20 protein-coding genes are annotated in these 16,373 nt (G+C 68.7%); 7 read left to right on the top strand and 13 right to left on the bottom strand.

The window, feature by feature from the left end; all coding sequences use genetic code 11:
* Positions 1-7: 7 nt before the first annotated feature.
* The 3 genes from C9J87_RS06850 to C9J87_RS06860 all read right to left on the bottom strand — a co-directional run bounded on the left by C9J87_RS06850 (position 8) and on the right by C9J87_RS06860 (position 2,570).
* Complete coding sequence (locus C9J87_RS06850; protein WP_036489893.1) at positions 8-199, bottom strand: ferredoxin; 192 nt, start codon at positions 197-199, stop codon at positions 8-10.
* Complete coding sequence (locus tag C9J87_RS20515) at positions 199-1,713, bottom strand: fatty acid desaturase (RefSeq protein ID WP_107705076.1); 1,515 nt, start codon at positions 1,711-1,713, stop codon at positions 199-201. The genes C9J87_RS06850 and C9J87_RS20515 overlap by 1 nt, the downstream gene beginning before the upstream one ends.
* Positions 1,714-1,796: 83 nt before the next feature.
* Entirely contained in the window at positions 1,797-2,570 is a 774-nt protein-coding gene (locus tag C9J87_RS06860; RefSeq protein WP_107705077.1) for a maleylpyruvate isomerase family mycothiol-dependent enzyme, read from the bottom strand.
* 79 nt (positions 2,571-2,649) lie between these two features.
* On the opposite strand from C9J87_RS06860, the gene C9J87_RS06865 reads away from it, so the two are divergent.
* On the top strand, positions 2,650-3,240 hold the full coding sequence (locus C9J87_RS06865; RefSeq protein ID WP_157953134.1) for a dienelactone hydrolase family protein: 591 nt from the start codon (positions 2,650-2,652) through the stop codon (positions 3,238-3,240).
* Between the two features lie 25 nt (positions 3,241-3,265).
* On the top strand, positions 3,266-4,021 hold the full coding sequence (ppgK, locus tag C9J87_RS06870; protein WP_010831121.1) for a polyphosphate--glucose phosphotransferase: 756 nt from the start codon (positions 3,266-3,268) through the stop codon (positions 4,019-4,021).
* A 6-nt stretch (positions 4,022-4,027) separates the two neighbouring features.
* Here ppgK and C9J87_RS06875 read toward each other — a convergent pair whose 3' ends face one another.
* The gene (locus C9J87_RS06875; RefSeq protein WP_156887110.1) at positions 4,028-4,270 is read right to left on the bottom strand and encodes a hypothetical protein; all 243 of its coding nucleotides are present in this window, start codon (positions 4,268-4,270) and stop codon (positions 4,028-4,030) included.
* A 139-nt stretch (positions 4,271-4,409) separates the two neighbouring features.
* Entirely contained in the window at positions 4,410-5,990 is a 1,581-nt protein-coding gene (locus tag C9J87_RS06880) for an MFS transporter (RefSeq protein ID WP_107705079.1), read from the bottom strand.
* 166 nt (positions 5,991-6,156) lie between these two features.
* On the opposite strand from C9J87_RS06880, the gene C9J87_RS06885 reads away from it, so the two are divergent.
* The gene (locus C9J87_RS06885) at positions 6,157-6,357 is read left to right on the top strand and encodes a hypothetical protein (protein ID WP_036489891.1); all 201 of its coding nucleotides are present in this window, start codon (positions 6,157-6,159) and stop codon (positions 6,355-6,357) included.
* Between the two features lie 83 nt (positions 6,358-6,440).
* Here the strand turns inward: C9J87_RS06885 and C9J87_RS06890 are convergent, their stop codons facing one another.
* The gene (locus C9J87_RS06890) at positions 6,441-7,820 is read right to left on the bottom strand and encodes an NAD-dependent malic enzyme (protein WP_010831118.1); all 1,380 of its coding nucleotides are present in this window, start codon (positions 7,818-7,820) and stop codon (positions 6,441-6,443) included.
* 55 nt (positions 7,821-7,875) lie between these two features.
* On the opposite strand from C9J87_RS06890, the gene C9J87_RS06895 reads away from it, so the two are divergent.
* Positions 7,876-8,166, top strand: coding sequence for a GNAT family N-acetyltransferase (locus C9J87_RS06895; RefSeq protein ID WP_010831117.1), 291 nt, complete (start codon positions 7,876-7,878; stop codon positions 8,164-8,166).
* On the opposite strand, the gene C9J87_RS06900 is transcribed toward C9J87_RS06895, so the two are convergent.
* Together C9J87_RS06900 and C9J87_RS06905 are read right to left on the bottom strand one after the other, a co-directional pair.
* Entirely contained in the window at positions 8,167-8,643 is a 477-nt protein-coding gene (locus C9J87_RS06900; protein ID WP_010831116.1) for a glutathione peroxidase, read from the bottom strand.
* 35 nt (positions 8,644-8,678) lie between these two features.
* Positions 8,679-9,317 (bottom strand): nitroreductase family protein, encoded by a 639-nt coding sequence (locus C9J87_RS06905; protein ID WP_010831115.1) that lies wholly within the window; start codon positions 9,315-9,317, stop codon positions 8,679-8,681.
* Positions 9,318-9,408: 91 nt separating this feature from the next.
* Between C9J87_RS06905 and C9J87_RS06910 the strand changes: the two genes are divergently transcribed.
* Complete coding sequence (locus C9J87_RS06910) at positions 9,409-10,491, top strand: zinc metalloprotease (RefSeq protein WP_010831114.1); 1,083 nt, start codon at positions 9,409-9,411, stop codon at positions 10,489-10,491.
* Positions 10,492-10,680: 189 nt separating this feature from the next.
* On the opposite strand, the gene C9J87_RS06915 is transcribed toward C9J87_RS06910, so the two are convergent.
* The 5 genes from C9J87_RS06915 to C9J87_RS06935 all read right to left on the bottom strand — a co-directional run bounded on the left by C9J87_RS06915 (position 10,681) and on the right by C9J87_RS06935 (position 13,326).
* Positions 10,681-11,079: a VOC family protein gene (locus C9J87_RS06915; RefSeq protein WP_107705080.1), complete on the bottom strand. Its 399-nt coding sequence runs from the start codon at positions 11,077-11,079 to the stop codon at positions 10,681-10,683.
* A 202-nt stretch (positions 11,080-11,281) separates the two neighbouring features.
* On the bottom strand, positions 11,282-11,929 hold the full coding sequence (locus tag C9J87_RS06920; RefSeq protein WP_232819951.1) for an HAD family hydrolase: 648 nt from the start codon (positions 11,927-11,929) through the stop codon (positions 11,282-11,284).
* Positions 11,930-12,030: 101 nt separating this feature from the next.
* Entirely contained in the window at positions 12,031-12,447 is a 417-nt protein-coding gene (locus C9J87_RS06925; RefSeq protein WP_107705082.1) for a nuclear transport factor 2 family protein, read from the bottom strand.
* 45 nt (positions 12,448-12,492) lie between these two features.
* Complete coding sequence (locus tag C9J87_RS19625; protein ID WP_157953136.1) at positions 12,493-12,810, bottom strand: helix-turn-helix domain-containing protein; 318 nt, start codon at positions 12,808-12,810, stop codon at positions 12,493-12,495.
* 210 nt (positions 12,811-13,020) lie between these two features.
* Positions 13,021-13,326: a helix-turn-helix domain-containing protein gene (locus C9J87_RS06935; RefSeq protein WP_157953137.1), complete on the bottom strand. Its 306-nt coding sequence runs from the start codon at positions 13,324-13,326 to the stop codon at positions 13,021-13,023.
* A 33-nt stretch (positions 13,327-13,359) separates the two neighbouring features.
* On the opposite strand from C9J87_RS06935, the gene C9J87_RS06940 reads away from it, so the two are divergent.
* Together C9J87_RS06940 and C9J87_RS06945 are read left to right on the top strand one after the other, a co-directional pair.
* A complete protein-coding gene (locus C9J87_RS06940; protein WP_157953138.1) occupies positions 13,360-14,373 on the top strand; it encodes a DUF3237 domain-containing protein in 1,014 nt (337 codons plus the stop codon).
* Complete coding sequence (locus tag C9J87_RS06945) at positions 14,370-16,250, top strand: hypothetical protein (protein ID WP_107705086.1); 1,881 nt, start codon at positions 14,370-14,372, stop codon at positions 16,248-16,250. The genes C9J87_RS06940 and C9J87_RS06945 overlap by 4 nt, the downstream gene beginning before the upstream one ends.
* The last annotated feature ends 123 nt before the right edge of the window (positions 16,251-16,373 follow it).

The raw sequence follows: 16,373 nt of genomic DNA on the forward strand, positions 1-16,373 counted from the left end.
CGCCAGGTCAGTCAACGAGACTCAGTGCCTGCACCGGACAGGAGGCCACTGCCGCGGCGACCTCCTTGCGGTCAGCCTCGGCCGGGTTGGCGTCGAGCACGTGCATCACCTCGTCGTCGTCGACCTCGAAGAACCGGTGGGCCATCGACTCGCACATGCCGATGCCCTCGCACGTGTCGCGGTCGACCTCGATCCTCATCACGCCACCGCCTTGCTCGGGTCGAACGGGACGAAGTCGGCCTTCTCGCGGACCCCGCAGTCGGGGCAGCACCAGTCGGCCGGGATGTCGGCCCACGCGGTGCCGGCGGCGAAACCTTCGTGCTCGTCGCCGGCGGCGACCTCGTAGACGTAGGAGCAGCCGGGGCAGCGGGCAGCGAGCACCTCGTCGACCAGCAGGCCGGGCGTGACGTCCTCACGCACGGTCGACTCCTTGGCCGGCATGTCCGCGGCGTACCGCGCGATGTACTTGTCGCGCTTGCCCGGCTGGATGTTGGCCAGGCTCACGTCGCCACCGAAGTGGTCGACGACCCGGTGGTCCATCACGCGGCGCCATACGGCCGGAACGATGGCCAGGACGATCATCCCGGCGTATCCGGTCGGCAGCACCGGCGACTCCTCGAAGTCGCGCAGCGCCTGGTAGCGCCGGGTCGGGTTGGCGTGGTGGTCGCTGTGGCGCTGCAGGTGGTAGAGCAGCACGTTGGTGGCGATGTTGTTGGAGTTCCAGCTGTGGCTGGGCAGGACCCGCTCGTAGCGCTGGCGCTCACCGGTGCCGACCTTCTGGCGCAGCATGCCGTAGTGCTCCATGAAGTTGACGACCTCGAGCAGCGAGAAGCCGATGACCGCCTGGATGAGGAGGTACGGCGCGATCTCGATGCCCAGCCAGGCGATCAGCACACCCCACAGCACGAGGGTCATGACCCAGGCGTTGAGCACGTCGTTGCCGGGGCGGAACGGGTGCTGCTTCTTGCGCGCGTAGCGACGCTTCTCCAGGTGCCAGGCGGACTTCAGCGAGCCGAGGACAGTGCGCGGCCAGAACTGGTAGAAGTTCTCGCCCAGCCGGCTGCTGGCGGGGTCCTCGGGCGTCGCGACGCGGACGTGGTGGCCGCGGTTGTGCTCGATGTAGAAGTGGCCGTAGGCGACCTGCGCCAGCGCGATCTTCGAAAGCCAGCGCTCGTTGGCCTCCTTCTTGTGGCCGAGCTCGTGGGCGGTGTTGATGCCGATGCCGCCGATGCAGCCGATCGAGATCGCCAGCGCGAGCTTGTCGAGCACGGAGAGGGTCAGCGCGCCGGTGAACGCCGCCGGCAGGTTCTCCTGCGCGAACGCGGTCAGTCCGACCAGGTCGAGGACCCAGGCGATCGGGTTGTGGCCCGCCACGATCGTCATCGCGCCGACGAACCCGAGGTACTGGATCGGCAGGAAGAGGTAGGTCACCCAGCGGTAGTAGCGATCGGCCTCGAGGGCCTCGATCACGTCGTCGGGCGGGTTGGACCGGTCGAGGCCGGTCATGAGGTCGATCGCGGGGACGACGACCAGGATGACGATCGGGCCCAGCCACAGCCACGCTCCCCAGCCGGTCGAGGCGTAGCCGAGGATCGCCACGAGGGCCAGGCTCGGCACCACGAGGCCGATGAGCCACAGGTAGCGCTTCGAGTCCTTCCAACCGTCGGTCGAACCCTCGGGGATCGTTCCGCTCATGGAGTCGCTGAGGCTCATGGACCTGACCTTCCTTCTGCGAGTGCTGATTTACAGAACCATACGATTTGTAAACCACTCTGGCAAGGGTCTGTGCCTGTCGCTCACCAGACCACCTGGGCGCTGTCGCGCCACTCGTCCCACCCGCCGCCCGGTCCGGGGGCGGGAGTGGCCTCGTCGCTGCGGTTCCACAGCGTCAGGTAGAGCGCGACCGCAGGTCCCGTGAGGTCGATGTCGACCTCCGGCGTCGCCCCGGTGAAGCGGGTGGTGACGGGCGGGGCCGCGCTGATCTCGACGAGCCAGCCGCCGCTCCCCTCGTCAGGTCGTACGGCGATGCGCTGCCCAGCCTCGGACCGCAGGCGTGTGACCGGGCGGGGCAGGAAGCCGCACACCAGCTCGTCGATGCCGTCGAGGGCGACCTCGGTGCTGATCCAGGTCACGTCGCCGGCGACGGGATAGCGCCCCAGAGCGGCGGACAGCGCGTCGATGGCGTGGATGGTCGTCTCGTGGCACTGCCGCCTCGCCCAGAAGTGCCGCGGAGCGGGTGCGTCGGCCAGGAACAGCAGCGTGTCGAGGTCGTCGGAGGCCTGGCTGATCGCGGTCACCACCTCGATCGCGCCGTCGCGCAGCCACTCCAGCGGATCGGGTGCCTCCCGGCCCTCCTGCTCCCAGCGGTCCGGCGCCTGCTCGGAGCCCGTGACCACCGCCGCGGCCCACCGGTGCACCATCCCCTGGTGGGCCACCAGTCGCCGTACGGTCCAGTCGGGCGTGGTGGGCACCGGCGCTGCGAGGCCGGCGCGATCGGCGTACCTCACCAGCGCGAGCAGGGCCGCGCGCAGGCCCTCGAGGTGCGCGGCGAGGGTGAGCGTGGTGGGCATGCCTCCACGGTGGCAGAGGGCGCCGACATCGTCGCCTGATTTGTCGGCGCTGTCGGTGGGCCCGTCTAGCGTGCTCGACATGGTCACCGTCCTGCTCTTCCCATCCGTGCTCGGCGTGCGCGCCGGGATCACCGACACGGCCGAGCGGCTCCGCGCCGCCGGTCACGACGTGCGCGTCGTCGACGTCCTCGAGGGGCGCACCTTCGACGACTACGAGCCCGCCATGTCCCACCAGCGGTCGTTGCCGGACGGGCAGCTCCACGCCCTGGCCACGACCGCGCTCGAGGAGGTGTCCGGCCCGTTCGTCACGGTCGGGTTCTCCAGCGGCTGCGCGCTCGCGGAGTGGAGCGCCGCCCAGCGCCCGCGCGGCGTCCGCGGCGTCGTGCTGGTCGGCGGGGCGCTCCCGATGCAGTACGTCGAGGCGAGCTGGCCGTCCGGTGTCCCGGCCCAGACCCATGCCACCCGCAACGACCCGTTCGACGACGGTCCGGAGGTCGCGGCCGAGTTCCGCAGCGATGTCGAGGCCGCAGGAGGGGACGTGGAGGTCTTCACCTACGACGGTTCGGGACACCTGTTCAACGACCCCTCGTTGCCGGCCGAGTTCCAGCCCGCCGACGCGGAGCAGTTCTATGACCGGCTCCTGGAGCTCGTGGCGCGCTGGCCCGAGTGACCGCGCCTCGGGCAGGGTGGTGCCCATGAGCAAGCGCAGTGAGCACCCGATCGGCATCGACTTCGGCGGCACCGGCATCAAGGCGGCCGCCGTCGACCTCGGCGCCGGCGACTTCGCCTCGGACCGCGAGAAGATCGACACGCCCAAGCCGGCCACGCCCGACGCGGTGGCCAAGGTCTTCGAGGAGCTCGTGGCCCGCTTCCCCTCGTCCGACTCCGCCATCGGTGTCACGGTGCCGGGCGTCGTCCGCCGCGGCGTCGTCCACTCGGCCGCCAACATCGACCCGGCGTGGATCGGTGCCGACGCCGACGCCATCTTCACCGCGGCGCTGGGCCGTGAGGTCCACGTCGTCAACGACGCGGACGCTGCCGGGCTGGCGGAGGTGGAGTTCGGCGCCGCGAAGGGCCAGCGCGGGCTGGTCATCGTGACGACCCTCGGGACCGGGATCGGTTCCGCCCTGATCCACAACGGCGTGCTCGTGCCCAACTCCGAGCTCGGCCACCTCGAGATCGACGGCCACGACGCGGAGTCGCGGGCGGCCAACAGCGCGCGGGAGAACGAGTCGCTCAGCTATCCCGTTTGGGCGGAGCGGCTGACGACCTACTACCGCACCGTGGAGCGGCTCTTCTCCCCCGAGCTGATCGTCGTCGGCGGCGGTGTCAGCAAGAGCTTCGACCGGTTCGGCCCGCTGATCGACATCGAGACCCCGATCGTGCCGGCGACGCTGCGCAACAAGGCGGGCATCATCGGCGCAGCGCTGGTCTCCTCGCGCGCGGGCTGAGCCTCCTCAGCCCTCGCGGGAGTGGGTCAGGCGGTCCCGCAACGACCGGTGCCCCTTGCGCTGCTGGGGTACGGCGACGGCGGGAGCCGGCCACCAGTCCATCTCCGCGAAGCCGGCCCGGTTGAAGCCCTGGCGGTAGACGTAGTTGGCGCCGCACTGGCAGACCCAGCGCGTCCCGTCCGCGAACACGGCGCCGTGCGTCGGCGCCTCCGGCGTCTCCAGGCACACGTGGACCTGATTGCTCTGCATCTGCTCTCCCCGTTCGCTGAGCTCCGACACGACCGTTCGACGCTAGTCCCGGCCACGGACCCCGTCGTCCGGCGTCGAGAAGATCCCCAGTTGTGAGTAGCCACCTCGACCCGGCACGGCGAGTGCCGGGTCGACAGGGTCAGGCCGCGACGGGCTCGAGGTCGCGCGCGGCGTCCGGCGTCGAGGCGGGTACGGCGCTCGCGCGATCGCCCAGCACCCGGCGGGCGGCGAGGGCGGTGCCGATGAGCGCGAGCCCACCGAGCACCCCGACGACGTTGTAGCCGTCGGTGAAGGCCGACTGGGCGGCGTACACGATCTGGCTGGCGAGCTCGGGCGACTGGGCGGCGGCGGCCGGGGCCGAGCTGACTCCCTCGGCGACGGTCTCGACCGAGCCGGTCGAGGCGCCGGCGGGGAGCATGCCCGGCAGCAGTCCGCGATAGACCGCAGTGACGAGGGTGCCCATGGTGGCGACACCGAGGGCGATGCCGAGCTCGCCGCAGGTCTCGGCCAGGGAGGCGGCCGAGCCGGCGCGCTCGGGCGGGGTGGCGCCCATGATCAGGTTCATCACCAGCGACATCGGCACGCTCACGCCACCCGCGGCCAGCACCATCGCGACGAGGTGCAGCCCCAGCGAGTCGGTGTCGAGCAGGCCGAGCAGCAGCAGCCCGGAGCCGGCGACCAGCAGCCCGCCGACGACGAGTCGCACGGTGTCGAAGCGCAGGTCGAGGCGCGGCGAGAGGAGGGTGCCGGCGAGCATCACGAGGTTCTGCGGGACCAGCCAGGCGCCGACCTGCAGCGGGGAGAGGCCCACGACGCTCTGGAGGTAGATCGCGGCGGCGTAGGACACGCCGGCCATCACGACGCCGGTGACCAGGAAGGTGGCCAGGCCGACGGTGAAGCGACGGTCCTCGAAGAGCGCGAGGTCGACGAGCGGGTCGGCCAGGCGACGCTGGCGGCGGACGAAGACGGTGCCGGCGACGGCGGCCACGACGAGACCGGCGACGGCGGTGGCGACGTGCTCGCCGCGGGCGAGCTCCTTGAGGCCGTAGACGCCGGGCAGCAGGGTCAGGAGCGAGAGCACCACCGACGCGCCGTCGGGCAGGGCGTGCCCGCCGCTGCGGGGCGAGTCGGGCAGCAGCCGCGGCGCGACGAGCACCATCAGCGCCATCACCGGCACCCCGATCAGGAACGCCGAGCCCCACCAGAAGCGCTCGAGCAGGGCGCCGCCGACGATCGGGCCGGCGGTCATCCCGCCCATGAAGCAGGCCAGCCAGATGCTGATCGCCTGCCCCATCTGCTCCGGTCGCTGGAACATGTGGCGGATCAGCGCCATCGTCGAGGGCATCAGCGTCGCGCCCGCGACCCCGAGCAGCGCCCGCGCCGCGATCAGCATCTCGGGTGTCTGTGCGTACGCCGCCAGCACGGACGTCGCACCGAACGCGACCCCGCCGACGAGCAGGAGCCGGCGGCTGCCGATGCGGTCGGCGAGACCGCCCATGGTGACGAGCAGTCCCGCGAGCAGGAAGGAGTAGATGTCCAGGATCCACAGCTGCTGAGTGCTGGTGGCGCCGAGCTCACGACTCAGCGTCGGCAACGCGACGTACAGGACGCTGACGTCGATCGAGATCAGCAGGGTGGGCAGCGTGAGGACGGCCAGGCCGATCCACTCGCGCCTCGTGGCGGCCGGGGCCTGGGTGTCCGGGGTGGTGTCGGTGCTCATCAGGTGTCCTCACCGGGTTCGTGGGTTGGTGTCACTGGTTCCACGAACGGGGTCGGGCGGATACGACAGCCCTCCGAGAAGTTTTCACCGGCGACCGTGCTGGATCGTCCCCCGCCTGGTGCCGAGGATCCAGCACGGTCGGGCGGCCCAGGCGTAGCCTCCGAGGATGACCAAGCCGTTCGGGCAGGACCTCCACCAGCTGATGCAGGGCGTGCGTGCGAACGGGAAGGACGGCATCGTGATTCCGGTGCCCAAGGTGACCGCCAACGGCACGGACGGGATCAACCTCGGCGAGTCGCGCTTCGCGCCCTCGACGGAGCCGGGCCTCATGGCGCGGCTGTGGGCCCGCCTGCGCCGTACGACCTGAGGCCCTGCACGACGTCCGACGAAGCGGCTGCCCTGACCACCGGGTCGTCGGACGTCCCGCTCGACGTCCGACGAAGCGGCTGCTCAGACCTCCTTGCCGCTGATCGCGGCAGCGACGCGCTTGGCGACGTCGGGGTGGAAGACGCTGGGGATGATGAAGGAGGCGTTGAGCTCCTCGTCGCTGACGATCTTCGCGAGCGCCTCGGCGGCGCGCAGCAGCATGTCGACGGTGACGTCCTCGGCGCGGGCGTCGAGCAGTCCTCGGAAGACGCCGGGGAAGGCGAGCACGTTGTTGATCTGGTTGGGGTAGTCGGAGCGGCCGCTCGCCACGACCGCGGCGTACTTCGCGGCCGCTGCGGGGTCGACCTCCGGGTCAGGGTTGGCCAACGCGAACACGACGGAGTCGGGGGCCATGTCCGCGATCCACTCCGGGGCAAGGATGCCGGGTGCGCTCACCCCGATGAAGACGTCGGCCCCGACCAGCACCTCCTGCAGCGAACCGGTGGTCGCACGCGGGTTGGTGGCGAGCGCTAGCTCGGCCTGGGCGGGCGGCAGGGTGTCGTCCCCGGCCGCGAGCGCGCCGGCGCGGTCCACGACCACCACGTCGTGGGCCCCGGCCGCGAGCAGCAGGGTCACGATCGCCGTACCGGCCGCACCTGCGCCCGAGACCACGATACGCACGGTGGGCAGCGTCTTCTTCACGCAGCGCAGGGCATTGGTCAGCGCGGCCAGGACGACGATCGCGGTGCCGTGCTGGTCGTCGTGGAAGACCGGGATGTCGAGCGACTCGCGCAGCCGCCGCTCGATCTCGAAGCAGCGGGGGGCCGCGATGTCCTCGAGGTTGATGCCGCCGAAGCCGGGCGCGATCATCTCGACGGCGCGCACGATCTCGTCGGTGTCCTGCGAGGCCAGGCAGATCGGCCACGCGTCGATGTCGGCGAAGCGCTTGAACAGCGCGGCCTTGCCCTCCATCACCGGGAGCGCCGCGCCGGGGCCGATGTTGCCGAGCCCGAGCACCGCCGAACCGTCGGTGACGACCGCGACCGAGTTGCCCTTGATCGTCAGCCGGCGCACGTCCTCGGGGTTGTCGTGGATCGCCATCGAGACGCGGCCGACGCCGGGGGTGTAGGCCATCGAGAGGTCGTCGCGGGTGCGCAGCGGCACCTTCGACTCGACCTTGATCTTGCCGCCGATGTGGAGCAGGAAGGTGCGGTCGGAGACCTTGTGGACCTCGACACCCGCGATCCCCTCGACCGCGCGCACGAGGTCCTCGGAGTGGCCCTGGTCGGACGCCGAGCAGGTCACGTCGACGACCAGCCGGTCGTGGCGCGACTCCGCGACGTCGATCGCGGTGACGACTCCCCCGCCCTCGGCGATGGTCGTGGCAACGGTGCCGACGACCCCGTGGTCGGGCGCGGTGTGCAGCCGCATGGTGATCGAGTAGGACGAAGCTGTGGCGGCCATGGTCAAACCCTCCTCCCACGCGAGGGTTACGGGCAAGTCACCTAGGCTCGATCCCATGACGACTCCTGCCGAGATCAGCTTCCGGGACAACGCCGACGCCGGCCGCTTCGAGATCCTCGTCGGCGACGAGGTCGCCGGCTTCGCCGAGCGCACCATCGCCGACGGCGTGGCCACGATGCCGCACACCGTCGTCGAGAAGACCTACGACGGCCAGGGCCTGGGCAGCAAGCTCGCTGTCTTCGCCCTCGACTCGGTGCGCGAGCAGGGCCTCAAGGTCCGCCCGCTGTGCCCCTTCATCAAGGGCTACATCGAGCGCCACGAGCAGTACGCCGACCTGGTGGTCTGACTACAGCGCCTTCTCGATCTCCTCGGCCAGCTTGGCCGGCTCGGTCGTGGGCGAGTAGCGCGAGATCACGGTGCCGTCGCGGCCGACCAGGAACTTCGTGAAGTTCCAGTTGACCCGGCCGCCGAGCAGGCCGCCCTTCTGCTTGCGCAGCCATTTGTAGAGCGGGTGCGCGCCCTTGCCGTTGACCTCGATCTTCGCGAACAGCGGGAAGTCGACGCCGAAGTTGCGCTCGCAGAACGACGCGATCTCGTCCTCGGCCGCCGGCTCCTGGTGGCCGAACTGGTCGCACGGGAAGCCCAGGACGGTGAACCCGTCGGGGCCGTACTTGTCCTGCAGCTCCTGCAGGCCCTTGTACTGCGGTGTGAAGCCGCACTTGGAGGCGGTGTTCACGACGAGCACCACCTGACCGTCGTACGCCGACAGGTCGGTCTCGGAGCCGTCGATGGCGCGGGCAGAGAAGTCCTTGATGGTGGTCACGTCGGTCCTTCGTCGTGGCGGGGAAAGAGGATTGGTCAGGCCCAGGGCTCGAGGAACGTGCCGGCCCGCGCGATCTCGTCGAGGCCGCGTCGCTCACGCGGTCGCTCGTCGCGGGCGGCGGTGCGCTCGTCCACCGACGCGGGGTCGCCCTGGACGCCCACCGCGATGCCGGTGAGCAGCACGTGGGTGGCCGGGAGGCCGAGGTCGGCGGCGAGCGCCTCGTGGTCGAAGCCGGCGAACTGGTGGGAGTGCAGCCCCATCGACCGCGCCTGCAGGGTGAGGTGGGCGGCGGCCTGCCCCACGTCGTAGAGGGCGTAGTCGCTGTAGGCGGGCGCGTCGGCGTCGTTGCCGGTGAGCACGTGGGCGGCGGTGACGAACACCACCGAGGCGCGGGGCACCCAGCCGGAGTTGCCCCGGCTCAGGTGCGGCACCAGCCGGTCGTGGTTGGCCGAGCCACGCTCGCAGACGAAGAACACCCACGGCTGCGAGTTGCCGGCCGAGGGCGCCCACTGCGCGGCGTGCAGCAGCTGGTCGATCTCGGCGCGGGTGAGCGTGTGCGCGTCGTCGTACACGCTCGGGCTCCACCGCGACCGCAACGGCTCGGACAGGTCCTCGGCACCGGGCTGCGGGGCGCGGACGAGGACGTCGAGCGGGGCATCGAGGTCGCTGGACATGTCTCCCAGTATCCGGGGGCTGCCAACGAAGGGGTGTGCGGGCCGCTCCCCGTGGGACACCATGGTAGCCACGCCAACACCTGGGGGATCCATGACTCACCGCAAGCGCCTCAGCGCGCTCGCCCTCGTCGCCGTGCTGAGCCTCGTGCTCACCAGCTTCGTCGGCCCGCCCGCCCACGCGGGCAAGGCCAGGACCAAGGGGAAGGTCAGCTACGGCACGACCTCCTGGACGGCCGGGGCGTCCGGCTATGCGATCAAGGGCAAGGCGAGCGGCCGCAAGGGGCGCTCGGTGCGGCTGCAGGTCAAGTGGGCCGACGGCTGGCACACGATCGACAAGGTCAGGACGAAGAAGAAGGGCACGTTCTCGATCACGGGCGACCTCGACTGGTACGGCACCCACAAGCTGCGCGTCTGGCTGCCGCAGACCCGGCGTGACCGCGCCAGGGCGTTCAAGGCGAAGAAGTTCAAGATCGCGGTGCCCTGGGTCCCTCGCGGCTCGACCTCGTCCTACCTCCGGATGAGCTACGAGGGCATCAACTTCCAGTGGGACCCCTGCCGGACGATCAAGTACCGCATCAACCCCGGCTACGCCGGTGAGGGCGTCATCCCCTTCACCCAGGCCGCGGTCGAGCTGCTCGAGCGGGCGACCGGCTTCGAGACGAAGTACGTCGGCACCACCACCTCCGTGCCCGCCTCGCGCCAGCCCTACCAGAAGGGCACCGACATGGTCATCGCGTGGTCGCACCAGAGCGACTACCCCGACCTGGTGCAGGCCGTCGGCCTCGGCGGCCCCGGCGACCTCAAGCCCGCGCGGCGCAGGTCCAACAACAAGGTCGTGCTGGACATCCGGCGTCCGGGCGTGACGATGAACATGGCGTACGCCGCCACGTACCCGTTCACCTTCGACGATCCGACCACCGAGCCGATGGGGCTGGTGCTGGTCCACGAGCTGGGGCACGCGTTCGGGCTCGAGCACTTCGCGGACAACATCCAGGTCATGCACCCGGGCGACCGCCCGCCGGGGCCGACGGGCTACCACTCGACGTACGAAGCGGGCGACCTCGCCGGCTTCCGCGCCCAAGGCGCCCAGGGCGGCTGCCTCAAGCCCTACCGCAACCGGGGCCGCTGGTCCGCGATCGATCTCGACGCGATCCCGGACTTCACACGGGAGTGATGGACTGAAATGCACGAAGGCCCCGGGTGACCGGGGCCTTCGTCTATGTGTGAGGTGTTTGCGTAACTCGCTGACCTGCGAGAACGCTGTGCCTTCGAGAGCCCGATCCTGCGGTAGTCGTCGGCAAATCCTATGGCCCCGGGGCCGAACTGCGTGATGATCCGCGCGGGTTAGCGGCGCGCGAGGCTGTTACTTCGGCTGCAAGAACTCCAGCCGGTTGCCGTTGTTGTCCTCGGTGTAGAAGCGGCGCATGCCGGGGAAATCGTCATCCCACGTCATGGGCCAATCGTGCTCGGTGAGCCGCTGCGCTAGCGCGTCGATGTCTGAAACGAGCAGGCCGGGGTGGGCCTTCTTCTGCGGCTTGAAGTCCGCCTCCACTCCGAGGTGGATCTCCAGCCGGTCGGCGCGCACCCACAGCCCGCCGCGAGCGGCGAGTACCGGCGGCTTCTGGACCTCGGTGAGGCCGAGGACCCCGACGTAGAACTCACGGCAGGCTTCCTCGCCGTGGGGAGGCAACGCCAACTGCACGTGGTGCAGACCGAAGTTGAAGTCGGTCGTCTGTGCAAGGTCTTCGTAGCGCTGGCTCATGCGGGGCTCCCAAGTGTCTTGATGTCAAGAGTTCCAGAGTAGCCGAGCAATCGGACAGGTCAGTGCCGGGCAGGACGGTCAGGGTCCGGCGTTGCGGAGGTTGCCGAGGACGCGTTCGAGGCAGCGAGGTGGGTGAGGAGCATGGGCCGGTCTCCTCGGATGACTTTGCCTAGGACTGAGTCGCTGACTCCGGATGCCGTGCTCAGGGCGTCTTGGGTGAGGTTGCTTCGGACATGATCGCGGCAGCCGCCTCTGCGACCGAGGCAACGAGAAGGTCCGCATGGGCTGCGTCTTGGGTCGGCTCGGCTCCAGAGATCAGGGCGGTCCGAAGCCCGACGCCTGCACCGCCTACGACATCGAGTTCAAGGCTGTCGCCGATCATCCATCCGTCCAACGGGCATTCAAGACGCGCGGCAAGCGCATGGAAGATGCCCGGTGAGGGCTTACGAATGCCGACCTCCTCCGAGATCACCCAAGCATCGACGAGTGAATCGAGGCCGAGTTGGCGGATCTTTCCTTCTTGGTTGTCGACCATGCCGTTCGTGACAATGCCAACCCTCCAACCGGTGGCACGCAACGCGACCAACGCCTCACGGTCGGCATCGGTGCACGTGACGAGTTCGGGCATGCGTTGGCGGTAGTTCGCCCAGACCTCATCGGGATCAAGGCCGAGGTCATGGGTACGTACCAGTTCGTTGAAGACCTCGCCCTTCGGACGACGTTGGGTGAGGGCAAGCGCCACCGCCGCGACATCGGCGGTCAGACCACGGGACCGGATGAACTCGGTGGCCCAACGCCTTGCCGCGCCTTCCTGGTCAACAAGGGTTCCGTCGAGGTCGAGAGCCACCATGCGCACCCGCGACAGTCTGCTCTGTCGGACCCTACGAACGCCATCCGACAGTGACCGCTCATCGGCATGTCCGGATGCCCGAGTCACGGCAGATGAGTGCGTCATGACAACCTCGGACCGGCGTGACCGGCTAGGCACTTCCAGTCGCCGTTCAACCGTACCCAGACCTGCGTCATCGGCATGCGGAAGGCTTCGGCGTTGTCGCCTGCCATGACGACATCCTTCACCTGCGCGTACAGCACGGCGGTCTCACCAACGATGACGACTTCAGGGTCCACGAGGTCCTGGGACCGCCAGACCGTGTGTCCTTGGGTGTTCCGGCGAACGTACTCCGTGCGGTCATAGGTCTCGCCGACGTGCGCCGTCCACCTGAAGTCTTCGTGTAGAAGTTCCGCAAGCCGCGAAGCATCGCCGTCTGCGAGGGCTGCCGCTCGTGCCTCGGCGGCTTCGATGACCTGCTCCACTGAATCCATATAGAAAAGGGTGTCACGTTGCCCGGACAGGACGCGTCCGATCATCGGCTTGTCCGGATACTCCGTTGCCAACGGTGCCGGGCAGGACGGTCAGGGTCCGGCGTTGCGGAGGTTGCCGAGGACGCGTTCGAGTGCGGCGAGGTGGGTGAGGAGGAGGGGCCGGTCTCCTCGGATGACTTTGCCGAGGACGGAGTCGCTGATTCCGGATGCCGTGCTTAGTGCGTCTTGGGTGAGGTTGCGGGGGACCATCTTCACCCGTGTCCTGAGGACGATGTCGTGCTGGATTTTGGCGGCGGCGAGTTCAATCTCTTCCTCGCGTGTGTTCGCTGAGTGCCAGTCGGTTTCTGCGTCCTTGCCGAATTTGTAGTCGGGCTTGGCCCATTTGCGGGGCGGGCGTGACAGGGACACCCGACAGACCGTAGGCGGGTGCCTCCCGACTGGCGGGCCTTCACCGGTTGCCTGCGTGCGTTTCTGCTCAGGTTGGACGGCTTTTGCGGCCAACCTGAGCAGATTCTCTACAAGTCGTTCAAGGGGTGCTCGAAGTGCGCCCTCGTGACGAATCCATCTCCCCTGATTGCGTGGGATCTTGCTGACCGGGCTGCGCTCCGGTGTGCCGGGTCACCCGGACTCGTCGGCTTGCCCGTGGTCGGCGGCGATGCCGGTGGGCCAGAGGTTGGTGCTGAGTCCGGCTTCGAGTCTGGCGATGGTGCGGAGGTCGGGCCAGGTGGCTCCGTTGAGGACATCCGCGATGGTCGTGTGGTCGACGCCCGTGGCCTGTTTGGCGTCACGCAGGCTCATCCCGGTGAGGGCGGCGCGGAGGTTGAGGGCGAGTCGTCGGGCGGTCTCGACGTCCGGTTCGGTGGAGGGAGTGTCGGGCCAACCGGGGACCAGTTCGGCGGGCGAGGAGCGGACGGGGCGGGCCACGGGTCCACCGTAGGCCGGGTTCGGCTCCGTGCGGTGGAAGCGGGCGTCGGAGGCATCACGCCCGTTGTCGGTGCCTTCAGCAACACTGTTGGTGTCAACCAACAGTCCGTTGTCGACAAGGTGGCCCTAACCATCAAGTCCTACACACCGGACCTACCAGGCGAACACTGGGCGCAGATTGCTCCGTTCGTCCGGCAGGCCGTATCCGCATGCGAACAGAAGACGCCCTACTCGGCGCGGGAACTGCTCGTCGCTTCAGCGCGCCACATTCATTGGTGCTGGCAAACCGCCGGGCTGCCCCTCGAACTTGACGTGGTGTTCCGCCGCGAGGTGATTGCGGAGTACATCGCCCACGGGTGCTCCCACATGAGCCGCGCCTCAGCAGGGAACCGGCGGTCCCAGTTGCTGCGCATGTCCGAGTTGCTCCTCGGGCCTGCCCATCAAGTGACCCGGCTTGCGCCCCTTCCACCACCCGACCCGACCTCGCCGTACAGCCCCGCTGAAACGGTCATGCTCCGGTCGTGGGCGGACGGACAGAAGACGACCTACCGGCGCGTCAACTGCCACGTCCTGTTGGGCCTTGGCATGGGGGCCGGGCTGTCCGCCTCTGAGGTCATCGACGTGCAAGCCCGCCACGTCCACATCGACGACGACGGTGTCCTCATCGAAGTGTCAGGCATCCGCGCTCGCGTCGTGCCCGTTCTGACCGAGTGGGAACCAGTTCTCGCCCAGATCGCGTCGGCAGCCATCCGGCCCGACCTGTACTTGTTCCGGCCCACCCGCGAGAAGACCCACAAGAACCTGATCGGCAACTTCGTCGACAAGACCAGCCCCGGTCGGGTGCGGGCGAACACACAACGGATGCGGTCCACGTGGATTGTGACCCAACTGACCGCTGGTACTCCTCCGAAGGTGCTTGTGGAGGCCGCTGGGGTGGACTCGCTGGAAGCGCTGACCCGGTTCTTGAGGTTCGTTCCTGACGTTGACCCGGCCCAAGCCCGCCGGGCACTGCGTGACGCATACCGCCACGAGGACCCGTTGCCGTGACAGACCGGGCCGGAACGGGAGCGTTCGCTGACATCGACTCGATGTTGGCGGACCTGCTGTGCCTGCCCACAGTCGAGCACACCGAACGCGAATCACGACGCGGGAAACTGTCTCGCCGGGTCGTTGCCGGTGCCGCCGAGTTCATCGAACGGACCGGGGTCCTCGCCCAGGTCGAACTGTGGGACGCCGAAGACAACCCCGACCGTGCCACCAACGGCGGACGCCCAACCGTCTACGACGACCGGTTCCGGATCGTCCTGACCATCTTGTTCGCGCTCCTGTTCGCTGGGGAAGACCCGCTCATCTCGCGCATCTCCGAGACCGTCACCAGCCGCCTCCACACCGCCTCGCGGACCCTGCTTGGTCTCCCGACAGTCGAGAAGGGCAGCGATACGGCGGTCTACCACCGCGTGTACCGGGCCTTGCGTGCTTTCGTTGTCCTGATCGACTCAGCCCCCGGCACCACTGGTCGACGGCTCACTCGTGCTCGGGTCGAAGAAATCAAAGCCGCCCGTGACCCTGACGAGTGCGCTCGCAAGCACGCCCGGCTCGTCTGGCTTGCCAACGAGTTCCTCGAAGCGACTGCCCGCGCTGTTCCCGACGAGGCGCTCGCAGAATGGGAAGGCAACGTCGCGTTCGACGCGACACTGACCCGCATCTGGGGCAAGAAGGGGTCACCCACCCTGCCGAAGAAGATGACTCCCACCACCCGCGACATCTCGTTGGACCGAATGAGCCCGGAGTTCCAAGCCGGTTGGTACCACCGCGACGAGGAAGACCACGCCGACACCTCCACCAAGAACGGGCGACGCAGCGCCACCTCCGAATGGGGTTACGAAGCACACCTCGCAACAATGGTCGCCAACAAGCCCGGCGAAGCGCCCGCCTTCCCACTCCTCACCCTCGCCATCAGCATCGACAAACCAGCCGGGCGGGTCGCCGAGAACGCACTGGACGCCATGCTGTCCCTCACCGGGCGCGGGTACCCGACCGGCTGGTTCATCTCCGACCGTGCCTACTTCCCCAACCCGAAGGCCGAGAAACTGCAGTTGCCGCTGCGCGCCCTCGGCTACCAACTCGTCGGCGACTACCGCGACGACCAACTCGGTATCCAAGCCGAGTACGCAGGAGCCATCCTCGTCGAAGGAAGTTGGTACTGCCCCTCCATGCCGCAGTCGCTCATCGACGCCACCAAGGACCACCGGGCCGACCGCATCGACGACGCCACCTACTACCTGCGCATCCAACAGCGTGCCCAGTACGCGTTCAGGCCAAAACACAAGCCCGGCCCGGACGGAAACACCGCCTACATGTGCCCGGCTCGTGGCCCCGGCGCAACCGCTGACTGCCAACTCGCTACAACCACCAGCGGAACGGCACCAACCCTGCTGGGAATGCCGACAACCCGCACCCGCGTCCTGAACCCGCCAGCACACCCCGACACGTGCTGCACCAACAAGAACTCCGTCACCATCCCCGTCGCCCCACCCACCACAGGACCAAGGGGCGGCAGCACCCGGCGTAACGACGCCGCCAAGTATGCCCATGACGTGCAGTTCCAGTCCAAGGAATGGCGTGCCCTCTACGGCCTGCGGAACACCGTCGAGACGTTCAACGCCTACACCAAGTCACCCACCGACGAGAACCTTGAAGAGCCAGCCCGTCGCCGTGTACGCGGGTACGCCTTCCAAGTGCTCCTGCTCTCCGCGATGGTCACCGCAAGCAACCTGCGCAAGATCAACTCTTGGATCAAGAAGCGCAACGAACCGGCACAAGAGCCGACCAAGCCGCTGCACGCGACGAGGAAGAACGCGTCGCCCAGTCTGCAGTCGCACCGGCCACCGGCGAACTCGCCTCCGTACGCCATCCCCGCCTGAGCCGCTCACCACACCGACCGCCCGCACCAACCTCGGCGGGAGCCTGCCCCGGACCGCTCGCGCAAGCACTCAGCGACCCAATCAGCCGCTCAAGGAAGGTCCGAACGAGGCACACCGAGCGGT

It is taken from the genome of Nocardioides allogilvus, assembly GCF_003047285.1.
Taxonomy (GTDB): domain Bacteria; phylum Actinomycetota; class Actinomycetes; order Propionibacteriales; family Nocardioidaceae; genus Nocardioides; species Nocardioides allogilvus.

What these genes read in the sequence shown, in the direction of transcription:
- C9J87_RS06850 (WP_036489893.1), bottom strand. Translation starts at nt 199, where the DNA reads ATGAGGATCGAGGTCGACCGCGACACGTGCGAGGGCATCGGCATGTGC.
- C9J87_RS06925 (WP_107705082.1), bottom strand. Translation starts at nt 12,447, where the DNA reads ATGATCGGACGCGTCCTGTCCGGGCAACGTGACACCCTTTTCTATATG.
- ppgK (WP_010831121.1), top strand. Translation starts at nt 3,266, where the DNA reads ATGAGCAAGCGCAGTGAGCACCCGATCGGCATCGACTTCGGCGGCACC.
- C9J87_RS06865 (WP_157953134.1), top strand. Translation starts at nt 2,650, where the DNA reads ATGGTCACCGTCCTGCTCTTCCCATCCGTGCTCGGCGTGCGCGCCGGG.
- C9J87_RS20515 (WP_107705076.1), bottom strand. Translation starts at nt 1,713, where the DNA reads ATGAGCCTCAGCGACTCCATGAGCGGAACGATCCCCGAGGGTTCGACC.
- C9J87_RS06880 (WP_107705079.1), bottom strand. Translation starts at nt 5,990, where the DNA reads ATGAGCACCGACACCACCCCGGACACCCAGGCCCCGGCCGCCACGAGG.
- C9J87_RS06920 (WP_232819951.1), bottom strand. Translation starts at nt 11,929, where the DNA reads ATGGTGGCTCTCGACCTCGACGGAACCCTTGTTGACCAGGAAGGCGCG.
- C9J87_RS06885 (WP_036489891.1), top strand. Translation starts at nt 6,157, where the DNA reads ATGACCAAGCCGTTCGGGCAGGACCTCCACCAGCTGATGCAGGGCGTG.
- C9J87_RS06890 (WP_010831118.1), bottom strand. Translation starts at nt 7,820, where the DNA reads ATGGCCGCCACAGCTTCGTCCTACTCGATCACCATGCGGCTGCACACC.
- C9J87_RS06915 (WP_107705080.1), bottom strand. Translation starts at nt 11,079, where the DNA reads ATGAGCCAGCGCTACGAAGACCTTGCACAGACGACCGACTTCAACTTC.
- C9J87_RS06860 (WP_107705077.1), bottom strand. Translation starts at nt 2,570, where the DNA reads ATGCCCACCACGCTCACCCTCGCCGCGCACCTCGAGGGCCTGCGCGCG.
- C9J87_RS06910 (WP_010831114.1), top strand. Translation starts at nt 9,409, where the DNA reads ATGACTCACCGCAAGCGCCTCAGCGCGCTCGCCCTCGTCGCCGTGCTG.
- C9J87_RS06905 (WP_010831115.1), bottom strand. Translation starts at nt 9,317, where the DNA reads ATGTCCAGCGACCTCGATGCCCCGCTCGACGTCCTCGTCCGCGCCCCG.
- C9J87_RS06875 (WP_156887110.1), bottom strand. Translation starts at nt 4,270, where the DNA reads ATGCAGAGCAATCAGGTCCACGTGTGCCTGGAGACGCCGGAGGCGCCG.
- C9J87_RS06895 (WP_010831117.1), top strand. Translation starts at nt 7,876, where the DNA reads ATGACGACTCCTGCCGAGATCAGCTTCCGGGACAACGCCGACGCCGGC.